Origin of the sequence: [Clostridium] scindens (genome assembly GCF_019597925.1) — a bacterium.
Taxonomy (GTDB): Bacteria; Bacillota; Clostridia; order Lachnospirales; family Lachnospiraceae; genus Clostridium_AP.
Genome location: NZ_CP080442.1, coordinates 3,407,782 through 3,431,868, shown reverse-complemented (window position 1 = coordinate 3,431,868; position 24,087 = coordinate 3,407,782). Strand labels below are relative to the sequence as shown.

The 24,087-nt window shown below is 46.1% G+C and carries 28 protein-coding genes; 27 read left to right on the top strand and 1 reads right to left on the bottom strand.

Annotated features, from left to right (window positions below; all coding sequences use genetic code 11):
• Window positions 1-7 precede the first annotated feature (7 nt).
• The 22 genes from K0036_RS16475 to K0036_RS16370 all read left to right on the top strand — a co-directional run bounded on the left by K0036_RS16475 (window position 8) and on the right by K0036_RS16370 (window position 20,939).
• A complete protein-coding gene (locus tag K0036_RS16475; protein ID WP_220430202.1) occupies window positions 8-1,207 on the top strand; it encodes a phage portal protein in 1,200 nt (399 codons plus the stop codon).
• Window positions 1,191-1,979: a head maturation protease, ClpP-related gene (locus K0036_RS16470; RefSeq protein ID WP_059085966.1), complete on the top strand. Its 789-nt coding sequence runs from the start codon at window positions 1,191-1,193 to the stop codon at window positions 1,977-1,979. Before K0036_RS16475 ends, K0036_RS16470 begins: the two co-directional genes overlap by 17 nt.
• A gap of 12 nt (window positions 1,980-1,991) precedes the next feature.
• The gene (locus K0036_RS16465; RefSeq protein ID WP_173692392.1) at window positions 1,992-3,452 is read left to right on the top strand and encodes a phage major capsid protein; all 1,461 of its coding nucleotides are present in this window, start codon (window positions 1,992-1,994) and stop codon (window positions 3,450-3,452) included.
• Between the two features lie 7 nt (window positions 3,453-3,459).
• Window positions 3,460-3,762: a hypothetical protein gene (locus tag K0036_RS16460; RefSeq protein WP_117684553.1), complete on the top strand. Its 303-nt coding sequence runs from the start codon at window positions 3,460-3,462 to the stop codon at window positions 3,760-3,762.
• On the top strand, window positions 3,743-4,171 hold the full coding sequence (locus K0036_RS16455; protein ID WP_117684551.1) for a hypothetical protein: 429 nt from the start codon (window positions 3,743-3,745) through the stop codon (window positions 4,169-4,171). The genes K0036_RS16460 and K0036_RS16455 overlap by 20 nt, the downstream gene beginning before the upstream one ends.
• Complete coding sequence (locus tag K0036_RS16450) at window positions 4,161-4,532, top strand: HK97 gp10 family phage protein (protein ID WP_220430201.1); 372 nt, start codon at window positions 4,161-4,163, stop codon at window positions 4,530-4,532. Before K0036_RS16455 ends, K0036_RS16450 begins: the two co-directional genes overlap by 11 nt.
• Window positions 4,529-4,855 (top strand): hypothetical protein, encoded by a 327-nt coding sequence (locus K0036_RS16445; RefSeq protein ID WP_118575025.1) that lies wholly within the window; start codon window positions 4,529-4,531, stop codon window positions 4,853-4,855. The genes K0036_RS16450 and K0036_RS16445 overlap by 4 nt, the downstream gene beginning before the upstream one ends.
• Window positions 4,856-4,858: 3 nt before the next feature.
• Complete coding sequence (locus K0036_RS16440) at window positions 4,859-5,473, top strand: major tail protein (RefSeq protein WP_220430200.1); 615 nt, start codon at window positions 4,859-4,861, stop codon at window positions 5,471-5,473.
• 12 nt (window positions 5,474-5,485) lie between these two features.
• Window positions 5,486-5,854: a hypothetical protein gene (locus K0036_RS16435; protein WP_310593065.1), complete on the top strand. Its 369-nt coding sequence runs from the start codon at window positions 5,486-5,488 to the stop codon at window positions 5,852-5,854.
• Window positions 5,855-6,049: 195 nt separating this feature from the next.
• Window positions 6,050-9,496, top strand: coding sequence for a phage tail tape measure protein (locus tag K0036_RS16430; protein WP_220430199.1), 3,447 nt, complete (start codon window positions 6,050-6,052; stop codon window positions 9,494-9,496).
• The gene (locus tag K0036_RS16425; RefSeq protein WP_220430198.1) at window positions 9,496-10,245 is read left to right on the top strand and encodes a phage tail family protein; all 750 of its coding nucleotides are present in this window, start codon (window positions 9,496-9,498) and stop codon (window positions 10,243-10,245) included. Before K0036_RS16430 ends, K0036_RS16425 begins: the two co-directional genes overlap by 1 nt.
• The gene (locus K0036_RS16420) at window positions 10,246-13,356 is read left to right on the top strand and encodes a phage tail protein (RefSeq protein ID WP_220430197.1); all 3,111 of its coding nucleotides are present in this window, start codon (window positions 10,246-10,248) and stop codon (window positions 13,354-13,356) included. It abuts the gene before it with no gap.
• Between the two features lie 10 nt (window positions 13,357-13,366).
• Window positions 13,367-13,723 (top strand): hypothetical protein, encoded by a 357-nt coding sequence (locus K0036_RS16415; protein ID WP_117684535.1) that lies wholly within the window; start codon window positions 13,367-13,369, stop codon window positions 13,721-13,723.
• Window positions 13,707-13,865, top strand: coding sequence for a hypothetical protein (locus K0036_RS16410; protein ID WP_158553871.1), 159 nt, complete (start codon window positions 13,707-13,709; stop codon window positions 13,863-13,865). Before K0036_RS16415 ends, K0036_RS16410 begins: the two co-directional genes overlap by 17 nt.
• A 2-nt stretch (window positions 13,866-13,867) precedes the next feature.
• Window positions 13,868-16,177: a hypothetical protein gene (locus K0036_RS16405; protein WP_220430196.1), complete on the top strand. Its 2,310-nt coding sequence runs from the start codon at window positions 13,868-13,870 to the stop codon at window positions 16,175-16,177.
• A gap of 339 nt (window positions 16,178-16,516) precedes the next feature.
• Complete coding sequence (locus K0036_RS16400) at window positions 16,517-17,791, top strand: reverse transcriptase domain-containing protein (RefSeq protein WP_220430195.1); 1,275 nt, start codon at window positions 16,517-16,519, stop codon at window positions 17,789-17,791.
• Window positions 17,739-18,095 carry a hypothetical protein gene (locus tag K0036_RS16395; RefSeq protein ID WP_117684531.1) on the top strand — a complete coding sequence of 119 codons (357 nt, stop codon included), beginning with the start codon at window positions 17,739-17,741 and terminating at the stop codon, window positions 18,093-18,095. The genes K0036_RS16400 and K0036_RS16395 overlap by 53 nt, the downstream gene beginning before the upstream one ends.
• A gap of 49 nt (window positions 18,096-18,144) precedes the next feature.
• Window positions 18,145-18,294: a hypothetical protein gene (locus K0036_RS16390; RefSeq protein ID WP_256299953.1), complete on the top strand. Its 150-nt coding sequence runs from the start codon at window positions 18,145-18,147 to the stop codon at window positions 18,292-18,294.
• Window positions 18,291-18,461, top strand: a complete 171-nt coding sequence (locus K0036_RS16385; protein WP_158553870.1) for a hypothetical protein — start codon at window positions 18,291-18,293, stop codon at window positions 18,459-18,461. The genes K0036_RS16390 and K0036_RS16385 overlap by 4 nt, the downstream gene beginning before the upstream one ends.
• 23 nt (window positions 18,462-18,484) lie before the next feature.
• The gene (locus tag K0036_RS16380) at window positions 18,485-18,922 is read left to right on the top strand and encodes a phage holin family protein (protein WP_310593064.1); all 438 of its coding nucleotides are present in this window, start codon (window positions 18,485-18,487) and stop codon (window positions 18,920-18,922) included.
• Window positions 18,909-19,124: a hypothetical protein gene (locus K0036_RS16375; RefSeq protein ID WP_118064067.1), complete on the top strand. Its 216-nt coding sequence runs from the start codon at window positions 18,909-18,911 to the stop codon at window positions 19,122-19,124. Before K0036_RS16380 ends, K0036_RS16375 begins: the two co-directional genes overlap by 14 nt.
• 51 nt (window positions 19,125-19,175) lie before the next feature.
• Window positions 19,176-20,939 carry a hypothetical protein gene (locus tag K0036_RS16370; RefSeq protein WP_220430194.1) on the top strand — a complete coding sequence of 588 codons (1,764 nt, stop codon included), beginning with the start codon at window positions 19,176-19,178 and terminating at the stop codon, window positions 20,937-20,939.
• 60 nt (window positions 20,940-20,999) lie between these two features.
• On the opposite strand, the gene K0036_RS19210 is transcribed toward K0036_RS16370, so the two are convergent.
• Window positions 21,000-21,503: an SHOCT domain-containing protein gene (locus K0036_RS19210; protein WP_256299958.1), complete on the bottom strand. Its 504-nt coding sequence runs from the start codon at window positions 21,501-21,503 to the stop codon at window positions 21,000-21,002.
• Window positions 21,504-21,626: 123 nt separating this feature from the next.
• Here K0036_RS19210 and K0036_RS16360 point away from each other — a divergent pair, with 123 nt between their 5' ends.
• The 5 genes from K0036_RS16360 to K0036_RS16345 all read left to right on the top strand — a co-directional run bounded on the left by K0036_RS16360 (window position 21,627) and on the right by K0036_RS16345 (window position 23,822).
• On the top strand, window positions 21,627-21,878 hold the full coding sequence (locus K0036_RS16360; protein ID WP_117684521.1) for a helix-turn-helix domain-containing protein: 252 nt from the start codon (window positions 21,627-21,629) through the stop codon (window positions 21,876-21,878).
• 123 nt (window positions 21,879-22,001) lie between these two features.
• On the top strand, window positions 22,002-22,130 hold the full coding sequence (locus K0036_RS19205) for a hypothetical protein (RefSeq protein ID WP_256299960.1): 129 nt from the start codon (window positions 22,002-22,004) through the stop codon (window positions 22,128-22,130).
• A gap of 113 nt (window positions 22,131-22,243) precedes the next feature.
• Entirely contained in the window at window positions 22,244-22,525 is a 282-nt protein-coding gene (locus tag K0036_RS16355) for a hypothetical protein (RefSeq protein WP_117684519.1), read from the top strand.
• Entirely contained in the window at window positions 22,509-22,703 is a 195-nt protein-coding gene (locus K0036_RS19605; RefSeq protein ID WP_310593063.1) for a helix-turn-helix domain-containing protein, read from the top strand. The genes K0036_RS16355 and K0036_RS19605 overlap by 17 nt, the downstream gene beginning before the upstream one ends.
• A 66-nt stretch (window positions 22,704-22,769) precedes the next feature.
• Window positions 22,770-23,822: an IS30 family transposase gene (locus K0036_RS16345; RefSeq protein WP_117684517.1), complete on the top strand. Its 1,053-nt coding sequence runs from the start codon at window positions 22,770-22,772 to the stop codon at window positions 23,820-23,822.
• Window positions 23,823-24,087 lie beyond the last annotated feature (265 nt).

Genomic DNA, 24,087 nt, shown 5'->3' with positions numbered 1-24,087 from the left:
AACTGACATGGGATTAAGTCTCAGAAAGCTATTCAAGGCAAGAGAAAAACCGGGAGAAGATGTGCAGCGGGTATCATCTGTGGAAATTGCAGATCAGCAGGTCCGTGATGCAGTAACAGAAATCTGTCTGAGAGAGCTGGCGTTCTGGACTTGTGTAGGAAAGATTGCCAACGCTCTGACAAAATGTGAATTTCGCACGTTTTACGAGGGAGAGGAACTGTTCAAAGATGAATATTATCTCTGGAACTACGAACCGAACCGCAACCAGAACAAAGCAGAATTTCTATCAAAGGCCATGGAGCAGTTATTCCGGAACAATGAGCTTTTGATAGTAGAGAGCTATGACGGACAGCTCCTGGTGGCTGATGATTTTTCCGTGACGAAAAATGCACTGTATGGAGACACTTATACCAATGTGCAGGTGGATGATTACACATTTTCGCGGTCATTCCGAAGTTCAGACGTGCTTCACTGGACACTCAACAACAAGAATGTAAACCGGATCATGCAGCACCTGTATGACTCATACAGCAAGCTGATTGATTATTCTGCAAAATCGTATCTCAAAAGCAGAGGCAGCAGGGGAACCCTGAACATTTCGGCAATGGCTCAGAGTGACAAATTGTTCAATGAGAAACTGGAAAAGCTCATGAATGAGTATTTCAAGTCATTCTTTGAAAGCCCAAACGCTGTCCTGCCACTGTTTGAGGGATATTCATACACAGACATTGGCTCAAAGACTTACAGTGAGGGAACCAGTCGTGATATCAAGAGTCAGTATGATGACATCTTTGACTTTACAGCCAGAGGATTCTCCATGCCGCCTACACTGGCCAAGGGAGACGTGCAGGACACCGAGAAAGCAGTGGACGAGATGTTGACGTTTTGCCTGGACCCGCTTGCACAGATGTTCATGCAGGAAATCAACCGCAAGAGGATTGGAAAAAACGGGATACAGAAAGGAACAAAGCTACAGATCGACACCATGAGAGTCAAACATATTGACATGTTCGACATTGCAACATCAGCAGACAAGCTCATCAGCTCCGGAATCTATACAGTGAATATGATTCTGAGAGCACTGGGAGAGATTCCGATAGATGAGGACTGGGCAGACCAGCATTTCATCACGAAAAACTACTCAACTATCCAGGAAATCCTGGAAGAACAGCAGAAAGGAGGTGGGAAGAATGCCAAGACAGGATAAAGTATTTGTATGTTTTCAGAAAGCAGAGGACGATACTCACAAATTATACATCTATGACGATGTGACAGCATACGGCACATTCAACTGGAGCACATGGAGCTATGAGGAATCGGAGACATCTGCAAAGTATTTCCAGGAGCAGCTTGCAGCCATTCCTGATACAGCAACCATCGAGCTGCATATCAACTCAAACGGAGGATCTGTCAAAGAGGGCGTGGCGATCTATAGCCAGCTGAAACAGAAGAACTGCAAAAAGGTTGGATATGTGGATGGAGTTGCCTACAGCGTAGCGTTCCTGATCCTGCAGGCGTGTGATGAGCGCGTCATGGGACTGGGAACATCTGCATTGATTCACAATATGTGGATGAGTGTGGATGGAAACGCAAAAGAACTCAGAAAAGCAGCAGATGATCTGGATACGCTCATGGAGTCAAACAGACAGATCTTTCTGGAAAAATCAAACCTGGAAGAACAGCAGCTCATTGACATGATGGAGGCAGAAACATTCCTAACACCGGAGAAAGCTCTGGAATACGGCCTCATTGACCGGGTAGACAGCTACCAGGCTGATGATAAGGACGTACAGCAGAGACTGATGAGCCGTGTGCAGCAGCTGTCCGGTGTGATTGCACAGCAGAAATCATTCCGGGAACAGTTGGAGTCTATGCGGCAGCAGGGAGGAGAACCAAAACCTCCGGTACCGACTCCAAAACCAGAGCCGGAAGAAAAGAAACTCACAAACCAGTTAGCAAAATTATTCCAAAATATGTAAAGGAGAACTGATATGAAGAATAAAGACGTATTAGCAATGGAAAAGGCCAAGATCGTTGAAAAAATGAATCAGGCCATCAAAGATGACGATGCAAAAGCATTCAGTGAGGCGTTCACTGAGCTGTGCCAGAAGATTGAGGACAATGTTCTGGAACAGGCCAAAGAGATGCTGGTGGAGCAGGATGCAACAATCCTGGCACAGAGAGGTGTACGCCAGCTGACATCCAAGGAAAAACAGTATTACGAGAAAATCATTGAGGCTATGAGATCCACAGATCCGAAACAGGCTCTCAATGACGTTGAGGTGGTTATGCCGGAAACAATCATTGATTCTGTCTTTGATGAACTCCAGACAAACCACCCGCTTCTGTCCAAGTTGAATGCAACCACAGTGACAGGCCTGACAAGAATGATGATGAACACAAACGGCGAGCAGAAAGCAGCATGGGGCAAGCTGACAGCCAAGATCATCGAGGAGCTGACCTCTGGATTCAAAGAGGTAGATGTAACACAGGAAAAACTGAGCGCATTCCTGCCGGTTTCCAAGGCTATGCTGGATTTAGGACCGACATGGCTGGATACATACGTGCGTCAGGTGCTCTATGAGGCACTGGCAAACGGGCTGGAGTATGGTATTGTACAGGGAACTGGAAAAGATGAGCCAATCGGTATGATGAAACAGGTCGGAGAGGGCGTTGTTGTGACGGGCGGAAAATATCCGGACAAAAACGCTATCAAAATGACTGCACTGGACATGACACAGATGGGAAATGTTACAGCAATCATGGCCAGAAACGACAAAGGACAGGCAAGAACTGTCACAAGCCTCATTTTGTTGGTTAATCCGGTGGATTATTTCCGCAGAGTGCTCCCGGCCACAAGGATGCTGACTCCGGATGGAATCTATGCATCTGTGCTCCCGGTGGACGCTGAAATCATTCAGAGTGCAGCTGTTCCGGAGGGAAAGGCAGTATATGGAATGGCAACCAAGTATTTCCTGGGCGTTGGAATGGCTAAAAATGGAAAAATTGAATATTCTGACGAATACAGATTCCTGGAAGATGAGAGAGTATATCTCATCAAGCTGTATGCTCATGGTTTCGCACTGGATAACAATGCTTTCCAGGTTCTGGATATCAAGGATCTCCAGCCGTTACGTTTTAAGGTTGTAAGCGAGACAGAAAAAGCAAAGACAGATGATGCAACACTGGCAGATTTGAAAGTTGGTGCACTGAAACTGTCTCCTACATTTGCAGCAGGAACCACAGAATACACAGCAACCACACAGAATGCGTCCAACACAATCACAGCAGTACCGGCAAGTTCCACAGCGGAAATTGAGATCACGGTGGGAGATGTGAAAGTGACAAATGGAGCAGCAGCAAACTGGTCCGAGGGTTCCAATACTGTGACTGTAAAAGTGACTGACGGAGCACAGACAAAGAGCTACAAAGTAACAGTGACAAAGGAGTAAATGAATTATGGCAGACGATAAAGACAACAAGCTCCTAAACGAGATCAAAAATTATCTGGAGATAACCTGGGATGATTCCCTGGGAGATGAGAAGATGAGGGGCATGGTCAAAAGAGGAATGGCTGCCATAAGCGGAAAAATAGGGGAGTGCAATTTCTATGAGGAAACTCAGGAAAAAGCGCTCCTTTTTGATTATGTCATGTATGCCAGAGCGGGGGAGATACCTCAATTCTGGCAGAATTACAGAGATGAGATCATTTCTCTGCAGATAGACAGAAAGGTGGACGGATATGCCGCGGATCAGCAGTAAGCATTTTGAAAATTTTGGAGATGGCCTGCTGACGATCTGTGAAGCAGACGAACGGAGTCTGACTAGAACAAAACTGGAGCATATACGTTTTGGAAACAGGACGGTAGGCGTGACCAGATACTGGCAGGCGCAAACGGCCGGAAACCAGGTGGATAAGCTCCTGGCAGTTCCACTGGAGATACTGGATGCGGAGCAGATCGAGGTCAACGATGTGATTATTCTGGAAAATGAGACGGACTGGTTATGGGATAACATGACATTTGACGAGTCAGAGATGAAAGACCGGGCCGGACATTATCAGATTAAGCAGGTACAGCCGAAGTACGACACGAAACCACCGGCGCTGTACCTGTCACTGGAAAAACTGGTGCACCCATTCAAAGACGGGAGGGATTCTGGTGGCGGTTAAAATTGGAGATCTGGCCAAGGCTGTCATGAAAGAGCTGGACGATTATGGCGTGGCAGTCGGCCTGGAGGTTGAAAAAGTATCCAAGGAAGTTGCCAAGGATACGGCCAAAATGCTGAATAAAACATCTCCAAAGCTGACAGGAGACTATGCAGCGTCATGGACTTACGGGACAGGAGAGACCAAACGGACAAAGCATACAATGGTTGTCCATGCGGAAAAACCGGAATATGCTCTGACGCATCTGCTGGAGAAAGGACACCAGAAACGGGGCGGTGGAAGAACCAAGGCCATAGTGCATATTGCACCTGCAGAGGAGGCAGCAGTAGATGAGCTGGAAAAGGAGCTGAGGACGAGATTATGACCAAAGATCAAATTGAACAGATGCTGGGAGAAATGGGAATCCCGTTCAGATATCATCATTTCACACAGAAAGAGATGCAGGACATCCCGCTCCCTATTGTTGTATGGCTGACACCGGGAACAGATAATTTTTTCGCAGATGGCAAGACATACAAAAAGATCACGAAACTGGATATTGAACTCTACACAGATGACAAAGACTGGGAGCTGGAGAAAAAGCTGGAGGAAGTCCTGGACAAATATGGCATTGCCTGGGAACAGACGGCATCTGAATGGCTGGAGTCGGAGAAAATGTGGGAGTCATTATATGAAATGGAGGTATAGAAAATGACTGGAGCAGAGAACAAAGTCAAGTACAACATTAAAAACGTTCATGTGGCCAAGCAGACAGAAAAGACCACAGAGGGAGCTACTACATACACGTATGATACTCCGAAAAGTATTCCTGGAGCGATCAGCATCAGCCTGGACGCACAGGGAGAGATTTCCAAGTTCTACGCGGACGGAATTGCGTACTATGTGACAAGCGCAAACAACGGATATGAGGGAGATCTGGAAATGGCACTCATTCCGAGCTGGTTCCGCGTGGAAATTCTCAATGAGGAGCAGGATAAAAATGGTGTTCTGGCGGAAAATGCGAACAAAACAACAAATCCGTTCGCTCTACTGTTTGAGTTTGATGGAGATGTGAAAGCAATCCGCAGATGCTTATATAACTGCACCTGCACCAGACCGTCTATTGCATCCGAGACAAAAGAGGAGACAGTAGACCCTGGAACAGAGACACTGACAATCACAAACAGTCCGAGAAAAGACGGTCTGGTAAAAGTACAGACAGGACCGGACACAGCAGATGGAACATATACAGGTTGGTACAACAAAGTATATGAGCCGGTTGCCGTGACAAGCGAGGCGGCACAGACAGCTGAAATAAAGAAATAGGAGGGATAGATCATGCTGAGAAAAAAGGTGGAAATTGATGGCAGAGAGGTAGAGTTCAAGGCATCCGCAGCGGTGCCGAGAATCTACCGGATGAAATTCCGCAGAGATCTTTTCATGGATTTGCAGAAGATAGCAAAGTCTGTGAAAAAGAAAGGCAAAAAAGAGGATAAGGAGTCAAGTGAGATTCCGATTGAGGACCTGGAAATGTTTGAAAATATCGCGTATGTCATGGCGAAGCACGCAGATCCGGAGAATGTACCGCCGGATATCATGGACTGGCTGGAACAGTTTAACACATTTTCCATTTATCAGATCCTGCCTGCCATTCTGGAACTCTGGAATATGAATGAGGAGACGAAAAGTCAGGCAAAAAAAACTTAGACCGAGTAGCCGGGAGCTAAACACTCCATTATTTCTCCTGAGATGCTGTCAGGTCGGGATCTCTATCCGGGATCTGGATCTGGTTACGGTCGGAATGGTCATGGATATGTTTACTGAGCAACAGAATGATTCATACAAATATCCAAGAATGGCCACACAGGAGGATTTTGACAAGTTCTAAGGAGGTGGAACGGGATGGCAGCAGGCCGGAATATCAAAGGAATAACGATTGAAATTGGCGGAGATACCACAGGCCTGCAGAAAGCCCTAAGCGGTGTAAACGACAAGCTGAAAAATACTCAGGCACAGCTGAAAGACGTGAACACTCTGCTGAAATTAGATCCATCAAATACGGTGCTGGTAGCGCAAAAACAGGAATTACTGAAAAATGCGATAGCAGACACAGCAAGCAAATTGGACACGCTGGAGGCGGCACAGAAAGATGTGACAGCAGCTCTGGAGGCCGGAAAGATTGGCCAGGAGGAGTACATGGCTTTCCAGCGAGAAGTTGAGGCAACCAAGGCAACATTGAGCCGATATCAGTCAGAACTGGACGGATTAAACACCGAACAGGACAGACTGGCTACAAATACCGAACGTCTCAGCAAATTATTTGATGCTCTGGGAGCGGACGTGGATGATTATGCGGACGTCCTGGGCAGTAAGCTGGTAACAGCAATCAAAAACGGATCTGCATCATCAGATCAGTTGAAACTTGCCATTGAAAAGATTGGAAGATCAGCCACAGACGGAAAAGCTGACATCAAACAGATGACAGACGCCCTGGACACGGTTGACGATGGACAGGCAATCAAAAACCTCATCCAGGACTTAAAAGAAGCAGGAACACAGGCAGACAACACATCAGAACAACTGGACGAGATGGGGAAAACCATCTCAGCAGGCGCATTGATGGAGGCTGCCGATCAGCTTTCTGGACTGGGGGATAAAATAACAGAATTAGGAGACAAAGCAAAGGACGCTTTTCTGGAGACACAAGATGCCACAGTAAAAGCGTCCACTTATTTTGGAGAAACCGGGAAAGCGGCTGAGGAAACAGCCGGAGTCATCAAGGACGTATATGCTGAGGGCGTGGGAGATTCCATGGACTCTGTATCAAATGCAGTCATTACGGTCAAAAAGAACCTGAAAGATCTGGATGAGACTACACTGACACATCTGACAGAGCAGGCAATCACGCTGGATGAGCTGTATGGAATTGACATGAATGAGACTCTCCGAGGTGTCAACAGCCTCATGGAGCAGTACGGACTCACGGCACAGCAGGCCATGGACTATATCGTAAAGGGTACACAGAATGGCCTGGATAAGACAAACGAGCTGGGGGATAACCTCTCAGAGCATTCTGGAAAGTTCGCTCAGGCCGGTTATTCCGCTCAGGAGTATTTCCAACTATTGCAGAACGGACTGGACAATGGAGCGTATAACCTGGACAAGGTAAACGATGCCATTAACGAAGTCACGACCAGACTGGTTGATGGAACAATAGCGGATTCCCTGAGCAAAATTGATGAAAAGACCGGGGAGGTACAAGCCGGAACCGGAGGCTGGAGCAAAGAAGTTGAGGATGTATTCAAACAGTGGCAGCAGGGCGGAGCTACACAGAAAGATGTTATTGATGCCATTGTGACAGATATTCAAAACACAGAGAACCAGCAGGACAAACTGAACAAAGCAGCGCTGGCATTCGGTACAATGGCCGAGGACGGCAATGCGAAGTTTATCGAGTCGCTCACTACGGTAGGGGACACCTATGATGACGTGGCTGGATCAGCAGAGAATATGTTCGACCAGTCCACGACAGACTCCCAGACGTTTGAGGCAAGCATGAGACAGCTGGAGCAGAGTCTGGTTCCGCTGGGAGAGGCACTGATGAATCTGGCTAACAATATCATACCGCCGATTGCCCATGGAATAAAAACGATAGGAGAATTTTTCGGAAAATTACCAGAACCGGTACAGAATTTCGTGGTTATACTGGGGGCTGTGATTGCCGCCTTTACCACTCTAGCCCCTGCCATATTGGCCGTGATAAATATCGTAAGTATTTTAGGCGTGGCAACATTGGGGCCGATTATCGGAATCATTGCCGGTGTAGCTGCAGCAATTACCGCGATTATAGCCATTGTGAAAAACTGGGGCGCTATATCGGAGTGGTTTGGAGAAATATGGGAGAAAGTGAAAGAAAAATGCTCTCAGGTGTGGGAGTCGATCTGTTCATTTTTTACCGAAACAATACCGCAGGCATGGGACAGTCTGGTATCAAAATTTCAAAGCATCCCGGAGTGGTGGGCAGGAATCTGGCAGCAGGTCGGAGATTTCTTTTCTCAGATCTGGCAGTCAATCTGTTCATTCTTTACGGATACAATACCGCAGGCATGGCAGAACGTGGTTTCGTGGTTCCAGGGCATCCCGGAATGGTGGTCGGGAATTTGGCAGCAGGTGGCTGATTTCTTCTCAGGAATCTGGCAGTCCATGATGGAAAATCCTGTGCTGTCATCAATCGTAACAACCATACAGGAATTGTGGCAGAATGCAGTCACTACACTGCAGGGCATCTGGTCCGGTCTGACGGAGATTGCATCAGGAGCCTGGGAGTTGCTGAAAAATACGATACTTGCACCGGTACTTTTGCTGATCGACCTGGTAACGGGAGATTTCACTCAGCTGGCGTCCGATGCACAAAATATCTGGCAGAATATCCAGGACGCTGCATCACAGATCTGGTCTGGAATACAGCAGGTGGTCACATCATTTGCAGAGGGATTGGTCACTCATGTGGTCACTCTGGTTACAGGATTTATGGACACCCTGTCAAGTTTGTGGGACATGATAAAGCAGACGGCGCTCAATACCTGGGAAAATTTGAAAAATTCTGTGGTTCAAACAGCAACAAATTTGAAAGATTCTGCAATCCAGGCGCTCCAGAACCTGAAAGAATCTGCATACCAGAAGTGGCAGGAAATGAAGCAGAACGCACACGACAGCTGGGAGAATTTAAAGAGCAGTGTGGTTCAAACCGCACAAAATCTGAAAGAGTCAGCGGTGCAGGCGTTCCACAATATGGTTTCCGGAATCGGAAACGCACTGAGCAGTCTGGGATCAACTGTGCGGAACGGATTTTGGTCAGCAATCAGCTTTATCACATCACTGCCAAGCCAGGCGGTACAGTGGGGACGAGATTTCATAGACGGAATAGTTTCCGGAATCAGGAACGCCATTGGCAGAGTCAGAGATGCCGTGTCAGACGTGGCATCTACAATCCGCTCATTTCTGCATTTCTCAGTGCCTGACGAGGGACCACTGACAGAGTATGAGTCCTGGATGCCGGACTTTATGCAGGGATTAGCTAAAGGCATCGAAAAGAGTAAATCAGTGGTGGCTGATGCAATCGAGGGCGTGAGCAAAGACATGACCATCAATGCAAATGCAATGATGGACCAGAGCAACGCGAAACAGACAAACGCCATCATGAATATCACATCATTGCTGGCTCAGTATCTGCCATACCTGGCCAAGAGCTTAAACATCGAATGGGATACCGGAGGCGTAGCGGCGAAACTGGCAAGAGATATGGATAGAGAGCTGGGTATCCTGGCAGAGGAGGGAGGATTCCTATAATGGACGCAATTACAAACGGAGCCACGATTGAGATCGTGGCCACCGGCGAAAGATTCCACACTCTGAATGACTGGGGACTGGCAATAGGAAACAATGATTATATTGGAGATGTGGAACAAGAAAACTATTATGTGGACGTGCCTGGAGCGGATGGCTTTCTGGATTTCTCAGAAGCCATCACGGGCCGCCGCATATTCAAAAACCGTCCGATCAGCATCGAGCTGGGCGGTAAGAAACCAAGAGACAACTGGGATATTTTTATCTCAGACCTTAGAAACCTTGTAGAGGGCAGAGAAATCAAGGTCATTTTCGACAATGACTCTGGGTTCTACTGGACAGGCAGAGCATCTATCCAGGGATACGACAGAAATAGGGAGATAGGCACATTCACATTGGCCATTCCGAAAGCTGACCCATACAAGTACAATGTCGCGGATTCTACAGAGGACTGGTTGTGGGATTCGTTTGATTTTGAGACTGGGATCATAGACGAGGGTACAGAAATCACGGTAAGGACCGGAGAGACAAAGACGTACACTATCGTTCCGGATCAGATGCCGTTCGTTCCGACCATATACGTGGGCGTTCTGGGATCAGCGGGACTCAAAATGACAGCAAATGGGGAAACCTACACACTGATGAAAGGAAAGAACCGTTTTGCGGATATCACAGTCAATACAGAGGACGTGGTGCTCAGTTTCACTGGAACGGGCACACTCACGATCCGGTACAGGAGGGGGTCACTGTAATTGTATAAAGTTAAAATGGACGGTCAGACCCTCTACTATCCAGGAGATAAAGAGGCGGTACTGACCAATCCAACGCTAAACCTGCAGACGGGATATGCGGGAACCTTTGAGTTTTCGGTACCGCCAAACAACCCACTGTATGACAAGATCAAGAACCGGAGCAGCATGGTCAGTGTGTTCCGGGATACAACAGAATTGTTCTATGGAGAGGTCCGGAAACAGCCGAAAGTAGACCGTTATAGAAACAAAAATGTCTATTGCGCCGGCGCAATGAGTTTCCTGGCGGACTCCATACAGCCGCAGGCTGAGTACCATGATATGACACCACGGCAGATGCTGGAGACGTTTCTGGATATTCACAACAACCAGGTAGAGGATAGAAAAAAGATCTATCTGGGAAAAGTGACCATTACAGATGCAAACGATTCCTTATACAGGTACACCAACTTTGAGAACACGCTGAAAGCGATCAGAGAGAAACTGGTGGAGAAACTGGGAGGATATCTGAAACTCCGGCATGAGAATGACAAGCTATATCTGGACTGGATCACGCTGGAAGAATACGGAAAGTATTGCAGTCAGCCGATTGAGTTCGGACTGAATATGCTGGACTACTCACTGAGCAGAACGGCGGAAAATATTGTCACAGCGTTGATTCCACTGGGTGCACGTCTGGAGGGAGAGTCAGAGATTGACGCTCTGGAGAAGTATGTGGACATTACCAGCGTAAACGGTGGATCAAATTACATTTATAACCAGAGTGCTGTGGAAAACTTTGGGTGGGTGTGGATAACTAACACCTGGCAGGACGTAACAGAGCCATCAAACCTGCTCAGAAAAGGAAAAGAGTGGCTGGAGGATAACCAGTTTGAGAATCTGACACTGGAACTGACGGCGGTAGACCTGTCCATGATGGATAGTGACTATGATGCTTTTGAGTGCGGAGACCGGATTCAATGCAGAGCCAAGCCATACGGAATGAACAGAGTTTTTCCGGTCATGGAGATGCAGATTCCTCTGCAGAAACCAGACGGAGCAACACTGACACTGGGAGAGAACAGAAAGCTGACCTATACAGAACAGCAGAGCAGAATCTATTCCGGAGTCACAGCAACGGCTGAGGAACGCCGGAAAATCCAGAATCAGGAGATCCGGACGGCTATTGATAACCTGACAGCAAAAATGACAGGAACGGCCGGAGGATATCATCTGGAAGAATTTGACGAAAATGGACTCTGGCTCAGAGAGCTATACATGGACGCTCCAAGCAAAGAAAAGGCCACAAAGATTCTGCAGATAAACAAGGAGGGCATCGGAGGCAGTCGCAACGGATATGCGGGACCGTACACAGTGGGAATGACACTGGACGGCCAGATTATAGGCGAACGGATCACGGCCAACTCTGTCAGCTCAGAAAAGTTGACGGTTGAATATAAATCCGAACTGGAGGGGAAATTCTCACAGGCCACAAAGAATGCCAATGATTATACAGACAAGCGGGAAACCGCTGTGAAAGAAATTATCACAACTAGCATCAAGTCGATAGAGGACAAGATACAGCTGGCGGTTACGGATCAGAAAAGCATCACGAACCGGTATGATTATATCAAAGGCGGAGACAACCAGAGTCTGGACATTTCAAAGTTCACGGCATCGACCAATGCCACAGTGGCAAAGAGCACAGTCGGGAATATGAACGCCATCCTGATGACCAAAACAGACGGGAACACAGCATCAATACAGCAGAGCCTGGGAACATTGCCAGCGGGTACCTATGAGATAGAGGTTAAGGTGTACACGCCTACTGGAAAGAAACCAAACTATTGTTATTTTGGCTTTTACGGAAATACAATCTCACAGTACCTGTCAACGGTAAACTGTGATAAATGGTACACACTGAAAAGAACCGTTACCTACACAAGTGCCGGGACAAGATCCTTTTATCTTTCTATTACTGGCTCATCCGGACAGCAGATCTATCTGACGGATATCCGGGTGTTAAGAAACGTGAAAGAACTGATTGACGATGTGGACGCAAGAATCACGGTAGAGGCCGGAAAGATCACTCAGCAGGTATCTGAGATGTATGAGAGCAACAGTCATAACTATTGCACAAACGGATCTTTTTCAGATAGCGAAGATAAGTTCACTGGCTGGTACCGGTCTAACAATACACAGGTCACACAGAACACGTTTTCCGGAAAATCATGTGCTCAGATCACGAACACGACCAGCACCTATTATCTACGATGGTATCAGAAACCGTTCGACAAAAAGGGAAAAGTCAGAGTAAGGTTCAAAGCGGCCTGTGCATCAGGGCAGGAGAAAACAGCCAGAATCAGAGTGACAATAGATGGAACGTCACACTATACAAATGCAGGAGACTTGAGCACATCCTGGAAAACATTTGAATTTGAGAATGTTGCAACACCGTCATATTTTTATACATATTTCTACAATAACGTGGCCAATACAACGGTATACATCACAGACGTGGAAATCATGGGATATGCGGCGGCCTATACTGAGTCTCAGTTGAAACTGACAGCCAACGATATCACGGCGGAAGTCACAAGAGCGAAAAAAGCAGAGGATACACTGAAAAGCAGTATCCAGGTCAATACGGATGCTATCAAGCTGAGAGTGTCAAAAGGAAAAATTTCCTCAGAGATCAGTGCAGAGTCTGGCTCTATTTCAATTAAGTCGAACAGAATCAGCATCAGTTCCACAAACTTTACGCTCACGGCATCTGGATATGTAACCATGAAAGGTGCAAGCTGTCAGGGAAGTTTCGAGGCGAAAAATGGAGACTGGTGGATAAAAATGAGCTATGGAGAAATCACTGGAGGATACAGCGGTTCGACCTATGGATACATTGATTTCAACGGAGCTTACAACAACACCAACGAACACACGTTGAGAATCATGGGAAACACTTGCGTGGATATCAAAGGAAAGCTGTGTACAGCTACCAGCTGGAACGCTGGAACAGTATACACGACTTACACCGGAACGCGCAGAAAAATCACGAATATAAGAGACATCGGAAACGGAGCTATAGAATGGTCGTGGACAGATGAAACCTATAGAAATGGATTATTGATGGGATAGGAGGAGAATCATGAACGTAGGAGCAATTTTGGATAATGTAGCAGGAGAACTGGACGCACAGGTGCTGGCATATATGCAGGAGTACGCAATTCCACCGAGCCTCATGGATAAGGTGCTGGATAGAATCCAGTCACACATGAGGCAGATGAAGTCAGAAGAATACGCCCAGGAATTGATGAAAACACAGATTGATCTGGCGGTAGCCAATACGGAGCAGACCGGCACAGAAGAACAGCAACCAAAATCAGGAACAGAGGTGGATGATATCGAAGATTTCAAGAAAAAAGTTGGAATAAAGGGAGGAGACAAAAATGCAGACATTCTCAGCGAAGAAAAACAACAGAGCAACAATGATAAGACCGTATGAGTTGGCGCTGTATTGCGTCCAAGGATACGATATCTGGCAAGAGACACCGGAAGAAAAAAGGCTTGCGAGACCAGGACATCCGGAGGATCTGGAAACGGTAGCTCTGGAAGATACAGCCCATACGATGAAGTTAGGAGGTTAAACATGGCAAACGTAAGGAAGTACACGGAACAGATTGCCAGCGCCAAGAAAGGAAAGGACGTCAGAGCTGCGATTGTTTCTGCAATCAATGAGGTGTCTGATGAGAATAATACATACAATCAGACAAAGGCGGACATCCAGGCGGCACAAAAGTCAATCAATGCAGACGTGACAAAAAACCAGCAGACACAGCAGGCATTTAACAGTAATTTGCAGGAGGCCAAGGAAGTCCAGAAAGACCTGACGGCTAAAATGAACAAAGGGACTACACTGGCGGAAAACCTGGAAAAGAAGAACACAACAGCAACCTCCCTGGACAAGAGCCTGGGAGAAAAAAATACAGCAGCCACAAAGACGGTGCAGACATTAGAGGCAGACATCACGGCAGCAGGACAGGCAGAAAGAAGTCTGGAGGCAGATGTGACAGCGGCCAACAAGGCAGCTCAGACTTTAGAGGCGGATACCACAGCTGCAGGAAAAGCAAAGCAGAGCCTTGAGGCAGATATCACGGCAGCAGGACAGGCAGAAAGAAGTCTGGAGGCAGATGTGACAGCGGCCGGAGAAGCCAAAACAAAACTGGACGCAAGTATCAAAACATCTGGAGAAAACATCACAACCATGCAGAATCTGGTCCAGAATGCTGACCAGATCAAAACAGGGCTGGAGGTTGACCTGAACAATGCACAGCAGGCGTCAAAAGATCTGAAACAGAATACAGCAGCCAGCGTCACGAAAATTGAAACAGCTGGACAGACACAGATTGATCTGATTAAGCAGAACGGAGGGGGCGTTGAAAATGCACTCTCCAATTATTTTGCACTCAGGAGAAACGGAAAGGTATTCACAACAAAGATTTATAAATGGGAGACATCCACAAGCCCTGTGGGCGTGAAAATGAATGCCAATGAGAATATGGTTGCGGAGCCATCTGTGGGAAGAACAGAGGGCAGAGATGATTATGCTCAGTATGGCCTATTTCATCATTTTACCTGCAATTTTTCTGTAGACGAGAATGGTTTCAACCATGTAGATGCCCTGGAGGGCCAGATTGGATTTACCAAGTACGGCAAGGTGCAGGTCGGAGAGGTTACAATGAGCGCCTGGTTCGGTATCGAGGACACTACTGAGGCAGTCCTATATCATTATTCTGACAGCCAGACAGAGCTGACACCGTATCCGATGAAAGAATCTATCAATCCGGACGGAACAATCAGCCCATTCATGATCCATGCCAAGTATGCGGCGGGAGACATTGATGGAGTGCCGTATTCATCAAAAGGCCTGGCACCGGCCAATGGCTGCCAGGCAACACAGGCGAGAAATCCGGTCAGCTACACCGGAATGATAACCTATATGCACAAGCTGGGCGGTCACTATTGCGGCACGACAAGCTGGGATCTGTTCTATAGACAGCTCATGATGATTATTAAATATGCAACCACACACAGCCAGAGCATCATGGCCGGATGTACCTCATACAGCAATCAGAACCAGAACCTGGTAGAAGAAACCGGAGTGATGAGAGTGGTACTAACAAAGGCACAGGCGGCTGGTTATGTGATCGGCTCATATGTTTCCATCGGAGACGTTGGTTCAAACACAAACAGAGACCGGTATTTTTCCTATATACACAACAAAGCATACAGCGTCAAAGTCACAAAGATTGAGGACGTGGATGACAGCAATGCAGCAGTATATGTGGATGCTCCGGAGGCATTCGATACGACATTGACCACATGGATCACAACAATGCCATGGCACAGTGGAGCAACTGATGAGGTGGCCGGCTCAGACGGATCTCCGAACAGCAACACCAATGGGAAAGATCCATACAAGATCCAGGGCATTGAGACCTGTATCGGAGCCTATGAGGTTCTGGGGAATGTTGTCATGGATATTGTTACCGGTGCGGACGGGAATCCGGCCAGAGATGTCTATGTATGCGAGGACGCCAGCACACTGTCCAGCAACATTGCGACAGTGCGGGCAAATTATAAAAAGGCTATCGCACAGGTGGCCTATACAGCGGCATCCTGGAAATATATCACAGAAGAAACAACAGATCCGAACCTGGGCATCATGATTCCTACGAAAGTAGGCGGAGGCTCAACCACAGGATTTGCTGATGGACTGTATACAGATACAGGAACGTCAGGACAGAGAGAGTGGCTTGCGCTGGGCAATTTGAGCCGTGGCGCGTCTGCTGGCCTCTGGATTCTGCTTGCGAGCTATGGCTGGTCGGACTCGAACTGGATTATCGTCTCTGGCGTTTCTCCAAACGGCACCAGGGGTGAATGGCAGGCAACGGCCTGACAGAGGGGCTTTCCCCTTATAAATAAATAACGGACTTGTAACGCTAAACGGGCGGTTTCCTCTGTGGCTTGCGCTGGGCAATTTGAACAATGGCGCGAATGCTGGCCTCTGGATTCTGAATGCGAACAATGGCTGGTCGAACACGAACTGGAATATCGTCTCTGGATTTTCTTGAAATTTATTTGAATTTCAGCGTTACATTTCGCTCTGTAGGAACGGAGCCACCGGAAAGCAGGTGCGTGGGGCATATCCCCAAAATACGATTGAAGCCACACCGCCCAGCTGGGAGCCAAGGAGCCTGACTGGACGGGCGCATGGTGCAGTAGGCCATGACGCGGAGTGAGTAGAAAACCGGAAACTCCTGTATCAAGAAACGAGGACTCACAGTTGAAACGATACTGTAAAAATATACGACTGGATAAAGACTGGATCATGGCCTGTATGCTGGAATGTTTTTCAGATAAATGGAAACGGCGTGATGTGGCAGGGTTCCTGGCCGGATACCAAACCGGTCAACCACTGTCCGTCAGGGCTGTGAGCAGACTGATCCAGGAGAAAAGGAGCAATGCGGACCCGTTGCTGGAAAGAGCAGCGGAAGATCTGGCAAGGGAAATCAAGGAGCGTGATGTTCATTTCCCGGAAATACACTACTCCATGAGGTATGACGGAAACTCCGGAAAGCTCAGGGAGATAGGCGTGGAGAGCATAAAACAGCAGATATACAATTATGTAGCTGTCAATGCTCTGAAAGAATTATTTGAAAGAAAGATAGGAAAATATCAATGCGCCAGTGTGCCGGGCCGTGGCCAGGTATACGGAAAGAATGCAATAGAGAGATGGATTCGGAAGAATCCGGACAAAACGAGGGCAGGAGCCAAGGCAGATGTGCGGCACTGTTATCCATCTATTAACACAAGAAAGCTCATGAGATTTCTGAGAAAGCAGGTCAAAAATGATGACCTGCTTTATTTAGTGGAGACATTGATTGCATCGTACAAGCAGGGGCTATCCATCGGTTCATATTTGAGCCAGTGGCTATGCAATTACTACCTCAGTTTTGCCTACCACTATGCACAGCAAAAGCTCTTTAAGGTGCAGAAAAGACGTGGCCAGGAGAAACGGACAAGACTGTTCTATAAAATAATCTTTTATATGGACGATATCCTGATCCTGGGACCACGAAAGGTAGACGTCAAAAAGGCCATGCTCATGCTGATCCGATTTTTCAGAGAGGAGCTGGGCCTGGAGATAAAACCGAACTGGAAACTGTTCCAGGTTGACTATATCGGAAAAGATGGAAAGCATCACGGAGATTGCATTGATATGATGGGCTACAAAATTTATAGGGACCGCACAGAAGTCCGCCGGAGCATATTCCTCCGGGCAAGACGGGCATATCTGAGATTGAGAAAACAGGTGCAACGGCGTATGGAGATAGCACTAGATCTGGCGTACCGCTGCATTTCATATTATGGGTGGTTCAAAAATTCAGATTCCGTTCACTTCAAAAAGAAGTATGGAATAGAGCAACTGATGAAATACGCGAAAAGGAGGGTAAGCATTGAAAGCAAGATTCACAACAGAACAGCCGGCGGTCAGCTGGCAGCCGCTTGATAACGGAATGGTGGACGTGACAATCTGCCTCAATGGGCAGGAAGTTACAGAAGAAAATCAGCAGATGGTAGAAAAAGAACAGTATATCACTGTGACAGATACGTTCTGGGAATATGATTTCCACCAGTTCCGGGAAAAAGCGGAAAACGTAAACCGTGAAGCCGTGGAGAAGAATCCGGAGAAATATCTGGAATATGAGCCACAGAAAGAAAAGACACTGGAACAAAAGGTTCAGGAGCAGGAGGAAACAATCAGGATGCTGAAATCATGCCTGCTGGAAATGTCGGAGGCGGTTTATGCGTAAGTTACTAATCAATTTATTTTTATTATGTACAGGAAAGGATGGTATTGCAATGATGGCAATGTTATGGGCACAGGAAATTATGAACCAGGAGACAGTAGAGGACGCAAAGAAAATGTATGAAAGAGTTCCGCGTCTCTTAAAGACAAAAGTGAAAGATATTCTGGTTAGATCCGGAATGGGAGAGATCACAGAGGAATGATGACTAAGCTGAGAATTATATCAAGGCTATGGTCGCACATCACGGACTTGCGGTTGTATATCAGAGGACAGAGCAGCAAGACGCTGGAACAGATTGAGGACGAGCTGGATATAACGGAATACTACTGCAGGCCATACGCTGATGTGGACGATGTGGATGATGTATGAGGGCAGAGGGGAGGTGTAGAAAGATGATGAAAGAGCAGTTATGCACCACGGTTGGAATGGTCGGCGGATTCATAGCAGCACTTTTGGGTGGTTGGGATACAGGATTGCAGACGCTGATGATTCTGATCGGCATAGACTACCTGACTGGCTTGATTGTGGCCGGAGTGTTCCACAAGTCTACAAAGACGAAAAACGGAGCACTGGAAAGCAAGGCGGGATTCAAAGGACTCTGCAGAAAAGCCGTGATTTTACTGATCGTGCTGATGGCGTACCGGTTCGATATGCTGATTCATGTGAACTACATACGTGACGCCGTGATTATCGGATTTATTTCCAACGAGGCTATCAGCATCGTGGAGAATGCGGGTCTGATGGGGATTCCGATGCCGCCACAGATAACAAAGGCAATAGAGATTTTAACAAAGAAATCAGAGGAGGAACATGGAAATGAAGAAAATTAACTGGGTAAGAAAACTGACAAGTAGAAAGTTATGGACTGCAGTTGCATCATTCGTGAGCATGATGATTGTGGCCACTGGTGGAGCTGAGAACACAGCAACACAGGTCACAGCACTGATTATGGCCGGAGCATCCGTGGTGGCGTACATCATCGGAGAGGGTCTGACAGATGCAGCGTGCATCGAAGATGAGACAGAGAAATAACAGGAATAGGGGACGGGAAACCGTCCCTTTTTCTTTGATTGGAGGAAGATCATGGACAAAAAGCAACTTGAAATATTGACGAACATTATCGGAGGAGTGGAGTCTGGCGGTCAGGAATATGGACAACGTAGATACGAAGCATACGCCGGAAAGAGAGCAAACTCAGCGAATGAAAAAACCTGCACGTTGGGCTGGGCACAGAATTATGGCAATGAGGCCAGAAAACTCTGTCAGATGATTCTGAAAGAGGATCCGGGAGCATTTCGCGGAGCTGACACTGCAGGAATTGAGTCCAGACTGAGCCAGGACTGGGAGGCGATCGGCTGGAATCCATCTGCAACAGAGAAAGCGGCGCTGATCGCAATCATCACGACACCGAGCGGAAAGAAATGCCAAGATGAGCTGTTTGAGCAGCTGATGGAGACATACATCAAACAGGCCGTGGCATACGGAGTCAATACTGTGCCAGCTCAGATGATGTGGTGCGAGATTGAACATCTGGGAGGCCCGAAACCGACAAAAAGAATTTTCGGACGTGCGGCCAAACCGTACACGCCGGATAGCGTCTATGCATCATTGATCCTGGATCAGCAGGATACATCAAACAACAACCAGGTTGGAGACAAGATGTATCAGTCCAGACATCAGTGCTGTGTGAAATGGATCAAGCAGTATGTAGGAGAAGAAAAGGAGAGCGCAGGAATGACAGAGAATGAATTGAGACAGATGGTAGCAAACAACATGAGAGGATGGATCGGACTGAAACGGTCAGATAGATCACACATGGTCATTATCAACTTATACAATAGCTGCCTGCCATTGGCCAGAGGGTACAAAGTACAACCAACAGATGACTACTGTGCAACAGGAGCATCCGCAGCGGGAATCAAGGCCGGACTCACGGACATTATTCCAAGAGAGTGCAGCTGTGGATATATGATTCAGCTGTTCCAGAAAATGGGCCGGTGGGTTGAAAATGATGCATATATCCCAGATACTGGAGATTTCGTGTTCTATTATTGGAAAGATGGAACGAATTATGCAACAACGGATTGTACAAGCTGGCCGGATCATGTTGGAATTGTTCTGGAGGTCAATAAGAACACCAGAGAGATTCTAATAGGAGAGTGCAACATGGGCGGCGGATTGGTCGGAACAAGAAAGATCACAATTAACGGCAGATATATCCGTGGATACGGAATACCTGACTATGCATCCAAAGCAACCGGTAAAGGAAACAGTTCTAATTCTGGAACGAACTCCGGAACAACTTCCAACGGATCAGCATCCGGAGAAATCAATAAGACTCCGAAGTGGGTGGGAGAAATCACACAGGACAATGTTCCGGTTAAGACCTGGGCAGGCAGCTCCACAAGCATCAAGTCCTGGCCGGTACTGGGAGCAGGAAACCTGGTGGATATTTGCGATACGATCAAGGACAACAGCGGCCATGATTGGTATTATATCCTGCTTGCTAAAAAGATTTATGGTTTTGTAGATTCATCGTATATCAGACAGGCTGGATCAAATTCCGGAAACAGCTCCAACAAGGCGCCGACATACAAAGTGGGAACAGTGTACGCTCTGCAGGTTGAACTGAAAGTGAGAACAGGAGCAGGAACAGGTTGCCCAACCAAGAGCTACAGCCAGCTGACACTGGACGGACGGAGACATGATAAAGATCATGATGGATGCCTGGATGCAGGTACTCAGGTAACGTGCCAGGCTATCAAGAATGTAGGCAGTGATATATGGATTCTGGTACCGTCTGGATGGATCGCGGCATACTATGATGGAAATGTATATGTGAAATAATATCAGACATGTGACAAACAGAAAGGCCCCGGCAAAATGCCGGGGCTTTTTGTGATTTCTTTAAATGCTAAGCAACTGAGCCTTTTTGGCTTCAAATTCCTCATCTGTGATTGCTCCAATATCAAGCAACTCTTTAAGCTTTCGTATTTCATCAAGATTAGAGGCTGTAGCGGAACCAGCGGAGCGTTCATGGATATAATTTTCAATATATTCTTTTATTTCAAGAATCAGATGATCCTCTTTTTTAGAGAAAGTGATGGAATTTTCATCTTTTACAGCTCCGGAGACGCCGTTTCGTGCATCTCTGCCGCCGATGAGAACAATCTGCAAATATCCAGTGGTAAATCCGGGTTTTTTGTATTGTACACCGGAAACATTATTGAGATCATAGGTCTTTTGCCCGATCAGTCCCTTATTAACAGCATTAGTGAAACCACGCGGCTCTACCGTAAGAAAGTTATCGTGAATAGTTACATTGAATTTTCCGTTGCTTTTCAAATGTATAAGAACGGTATTACTATCAGGGAACTCTTTTTGCTTATCAGCTTTTGTGAATAAATCCATAGTGCATCCTCCTAGATAAATGTGAAAATTATAGTCATGCTGACCTTTAACACAATTATGCTTTTGAAATGTGGTAAAGTCAAGAAAAATTCTGATTATTAACACATGATAGGGGCGTACCGGATGAAGATATACGCATACAAGGGAAAAGATAACTTGTGCGGGGAACGCATAAGGTTGGCGAGAGCAAAAAACAGAATTACACAAAGTGATTTAGCGGCGCGTATGCAGGTGGCCGGAGTTGCGATAGAACGAGATTCAATAAGTCGCATAGAAAGAGGCACAAGAATCGTAACAGATTATGAATTGAAAATATTTTCTAAAGCACTGGGCGTGAGCATGGAATGGCTGACTGATGAAAGTGGGACACTGTAACAGTATGTTACGGTGTTTTTTTCTTGTAAAAAATACACCCAATGAGTAGAAAACGATTGACAAATGCACTCAATGGGTGTATTATATAATTGTAGCAAGGGAACAGCAGGAAAGGAGTTAAACATGGAGAACGAAATGAGTAAAGCAGATCTGATAGCAATGTTAGTATCAATAAGAGAAGTAGCGAGAACAAACGGAGAAACACATACAGTAGAACATATTGAAAAAATCCTTGAAGAGGTAAGAAAGTAAAATAGAATAAAGGGAACACACGAGGGGCGGATACCTAAACAATCCTGCTAACCGCCCCAAGTGCTTAATTAGATTATAGCAGGAAAAAAATAAAAGGCAAGAGGTGTAATAGAATGAAAGCAGTAAAGGGATATACAAAAAACGATTATATTGCAATCTGCAAAGAGGAAGAGGGCGGAGAGGTCTTTAATTTCAAATCAATGTGCGAAGCTGTCGAATATATTGCAAAATTCTTGCCGGGTTCTTCAAAAAAAGAAGCGGTTGCAAGAATTATCAATGATACTAATTGTGACTGGGTTTTCTTTGAAGATGAAAGTGTTATTTTTAGATACTACGGAAAAGGATATGATGAAACAATTATAAATGAAATGAGAGAAAATGGATATGGAGCGTAAGGAAGCAGACAAAATGACGATTGAAGAAGCACGCAAACAAAAGGGAATGAGTAGGCGTGAGGTGTCAGAGTGGTTAGAAATACCATATAGAACACTGTCGAACTGGGAGACTGGAGTGCGGAGCTGTCCGCATTACATTGAAAAGCTGATAGTAGATAAAATAATACAAGGCAAATGATAAGAAGCACATAACAACCCGCAGGACACCGATGCCTGCGGGTTGTTTTACGAAAGAGGCAGGAGTATGGCAAATCAAAAAGGAAGTAGACAATTAAAACACAGCGATAGAATCAGACTGGAGGCTTTATATAATGCTGGCCATAAAGTTGCGGAAATTGCTGAGATTTTGCACGTACACCGCAGTACAATCTACAATGAACTTAAACGAGGCCGATATGAACACTTAAACAGCGACTATACCACCGAAATGCGATATAGTTCAGATCTGGCACAACGAAAATGTGATGAAAACCTGAAAGTAAGGGGAACACAGCTGAAAATAGGAAATGATATCAAGCTAGCCAATTATATTGAGAATAAAATAATAAATGAGGATTACAGTCCGGATGCAATCATAGGAGAATTGACAGCATCAGGCCGATGGAGCGAGTTCCAGACCAAAATATGCACAACCACTGTATACAGTTATATAGATAAAGGAATTTTTCTGAGAGTAACCAATAAAAATCTGCCTGTAAAAAAGAATAGGAAAAGAAAATATAATAAGGTAAAGAAGCAAAAGAGAGCAGAGGCGGGCGAAAGCATAGAAAATAGACCGGAGATCATAAACAGCAGAGAGGAGTTTGGCCACTGGGAAATGGATAGCGTTCTGGGGTGCCGAGGAAAATCTAAAAATACATTATTAACACTTACAGAAAGAAAAACAAGAGCGGAAATCATATTCAAATTGAATAACCATAGTGCTGAGGAAGTGGTGGCAGCAGTGGACCGGTTGGAAAAACGCTGGGGAGAATTATTCAAAACGGTATTCAAAAGCATAACTGTAGACAATGGGACAGAATTTGCCTATTGTGAAGAACTGGAGAGATCCGCAATAGGAGCAGGAAAGAGAACAAAGATGTATTACTGTCATCCATATAGCAGCTGGGAAAGAGGGACAAACGAAGTCACAAACAAAATGGTGCGGAGAAAAGTCCCTAAAGGAACGAATTTTGATGATCGAACGGCTGAGGACATCCAGGAGGTTGAAAACTGGATAAATCAATACCCACGGCGTATCCATGGGTATAAATCTGCAGCGGAAATGTTTGAGGAGGAATTGCAGAGAATTAGCTAATATATTTCAGCTACAGAATCTCAGACGGCCGGCATGAACCTGGCGGCCTTATTAGAATGCTATCACAAAAGAAAGAGGATATGATAGGAAATAGAAAAGAAACAAATTCTACAAAGAACACGCACCTGTTTTGTGCAAAATAACGATATTGAATTTTTGTCGAAAAAAAGGTTGAAATTTTTATAATTGCTGAAGAATGAAATTTTTACTTGCCTTTTTCGACTGATTGAGGTATACTAACAGGCGTAAAGAGAACAAAGGCGTT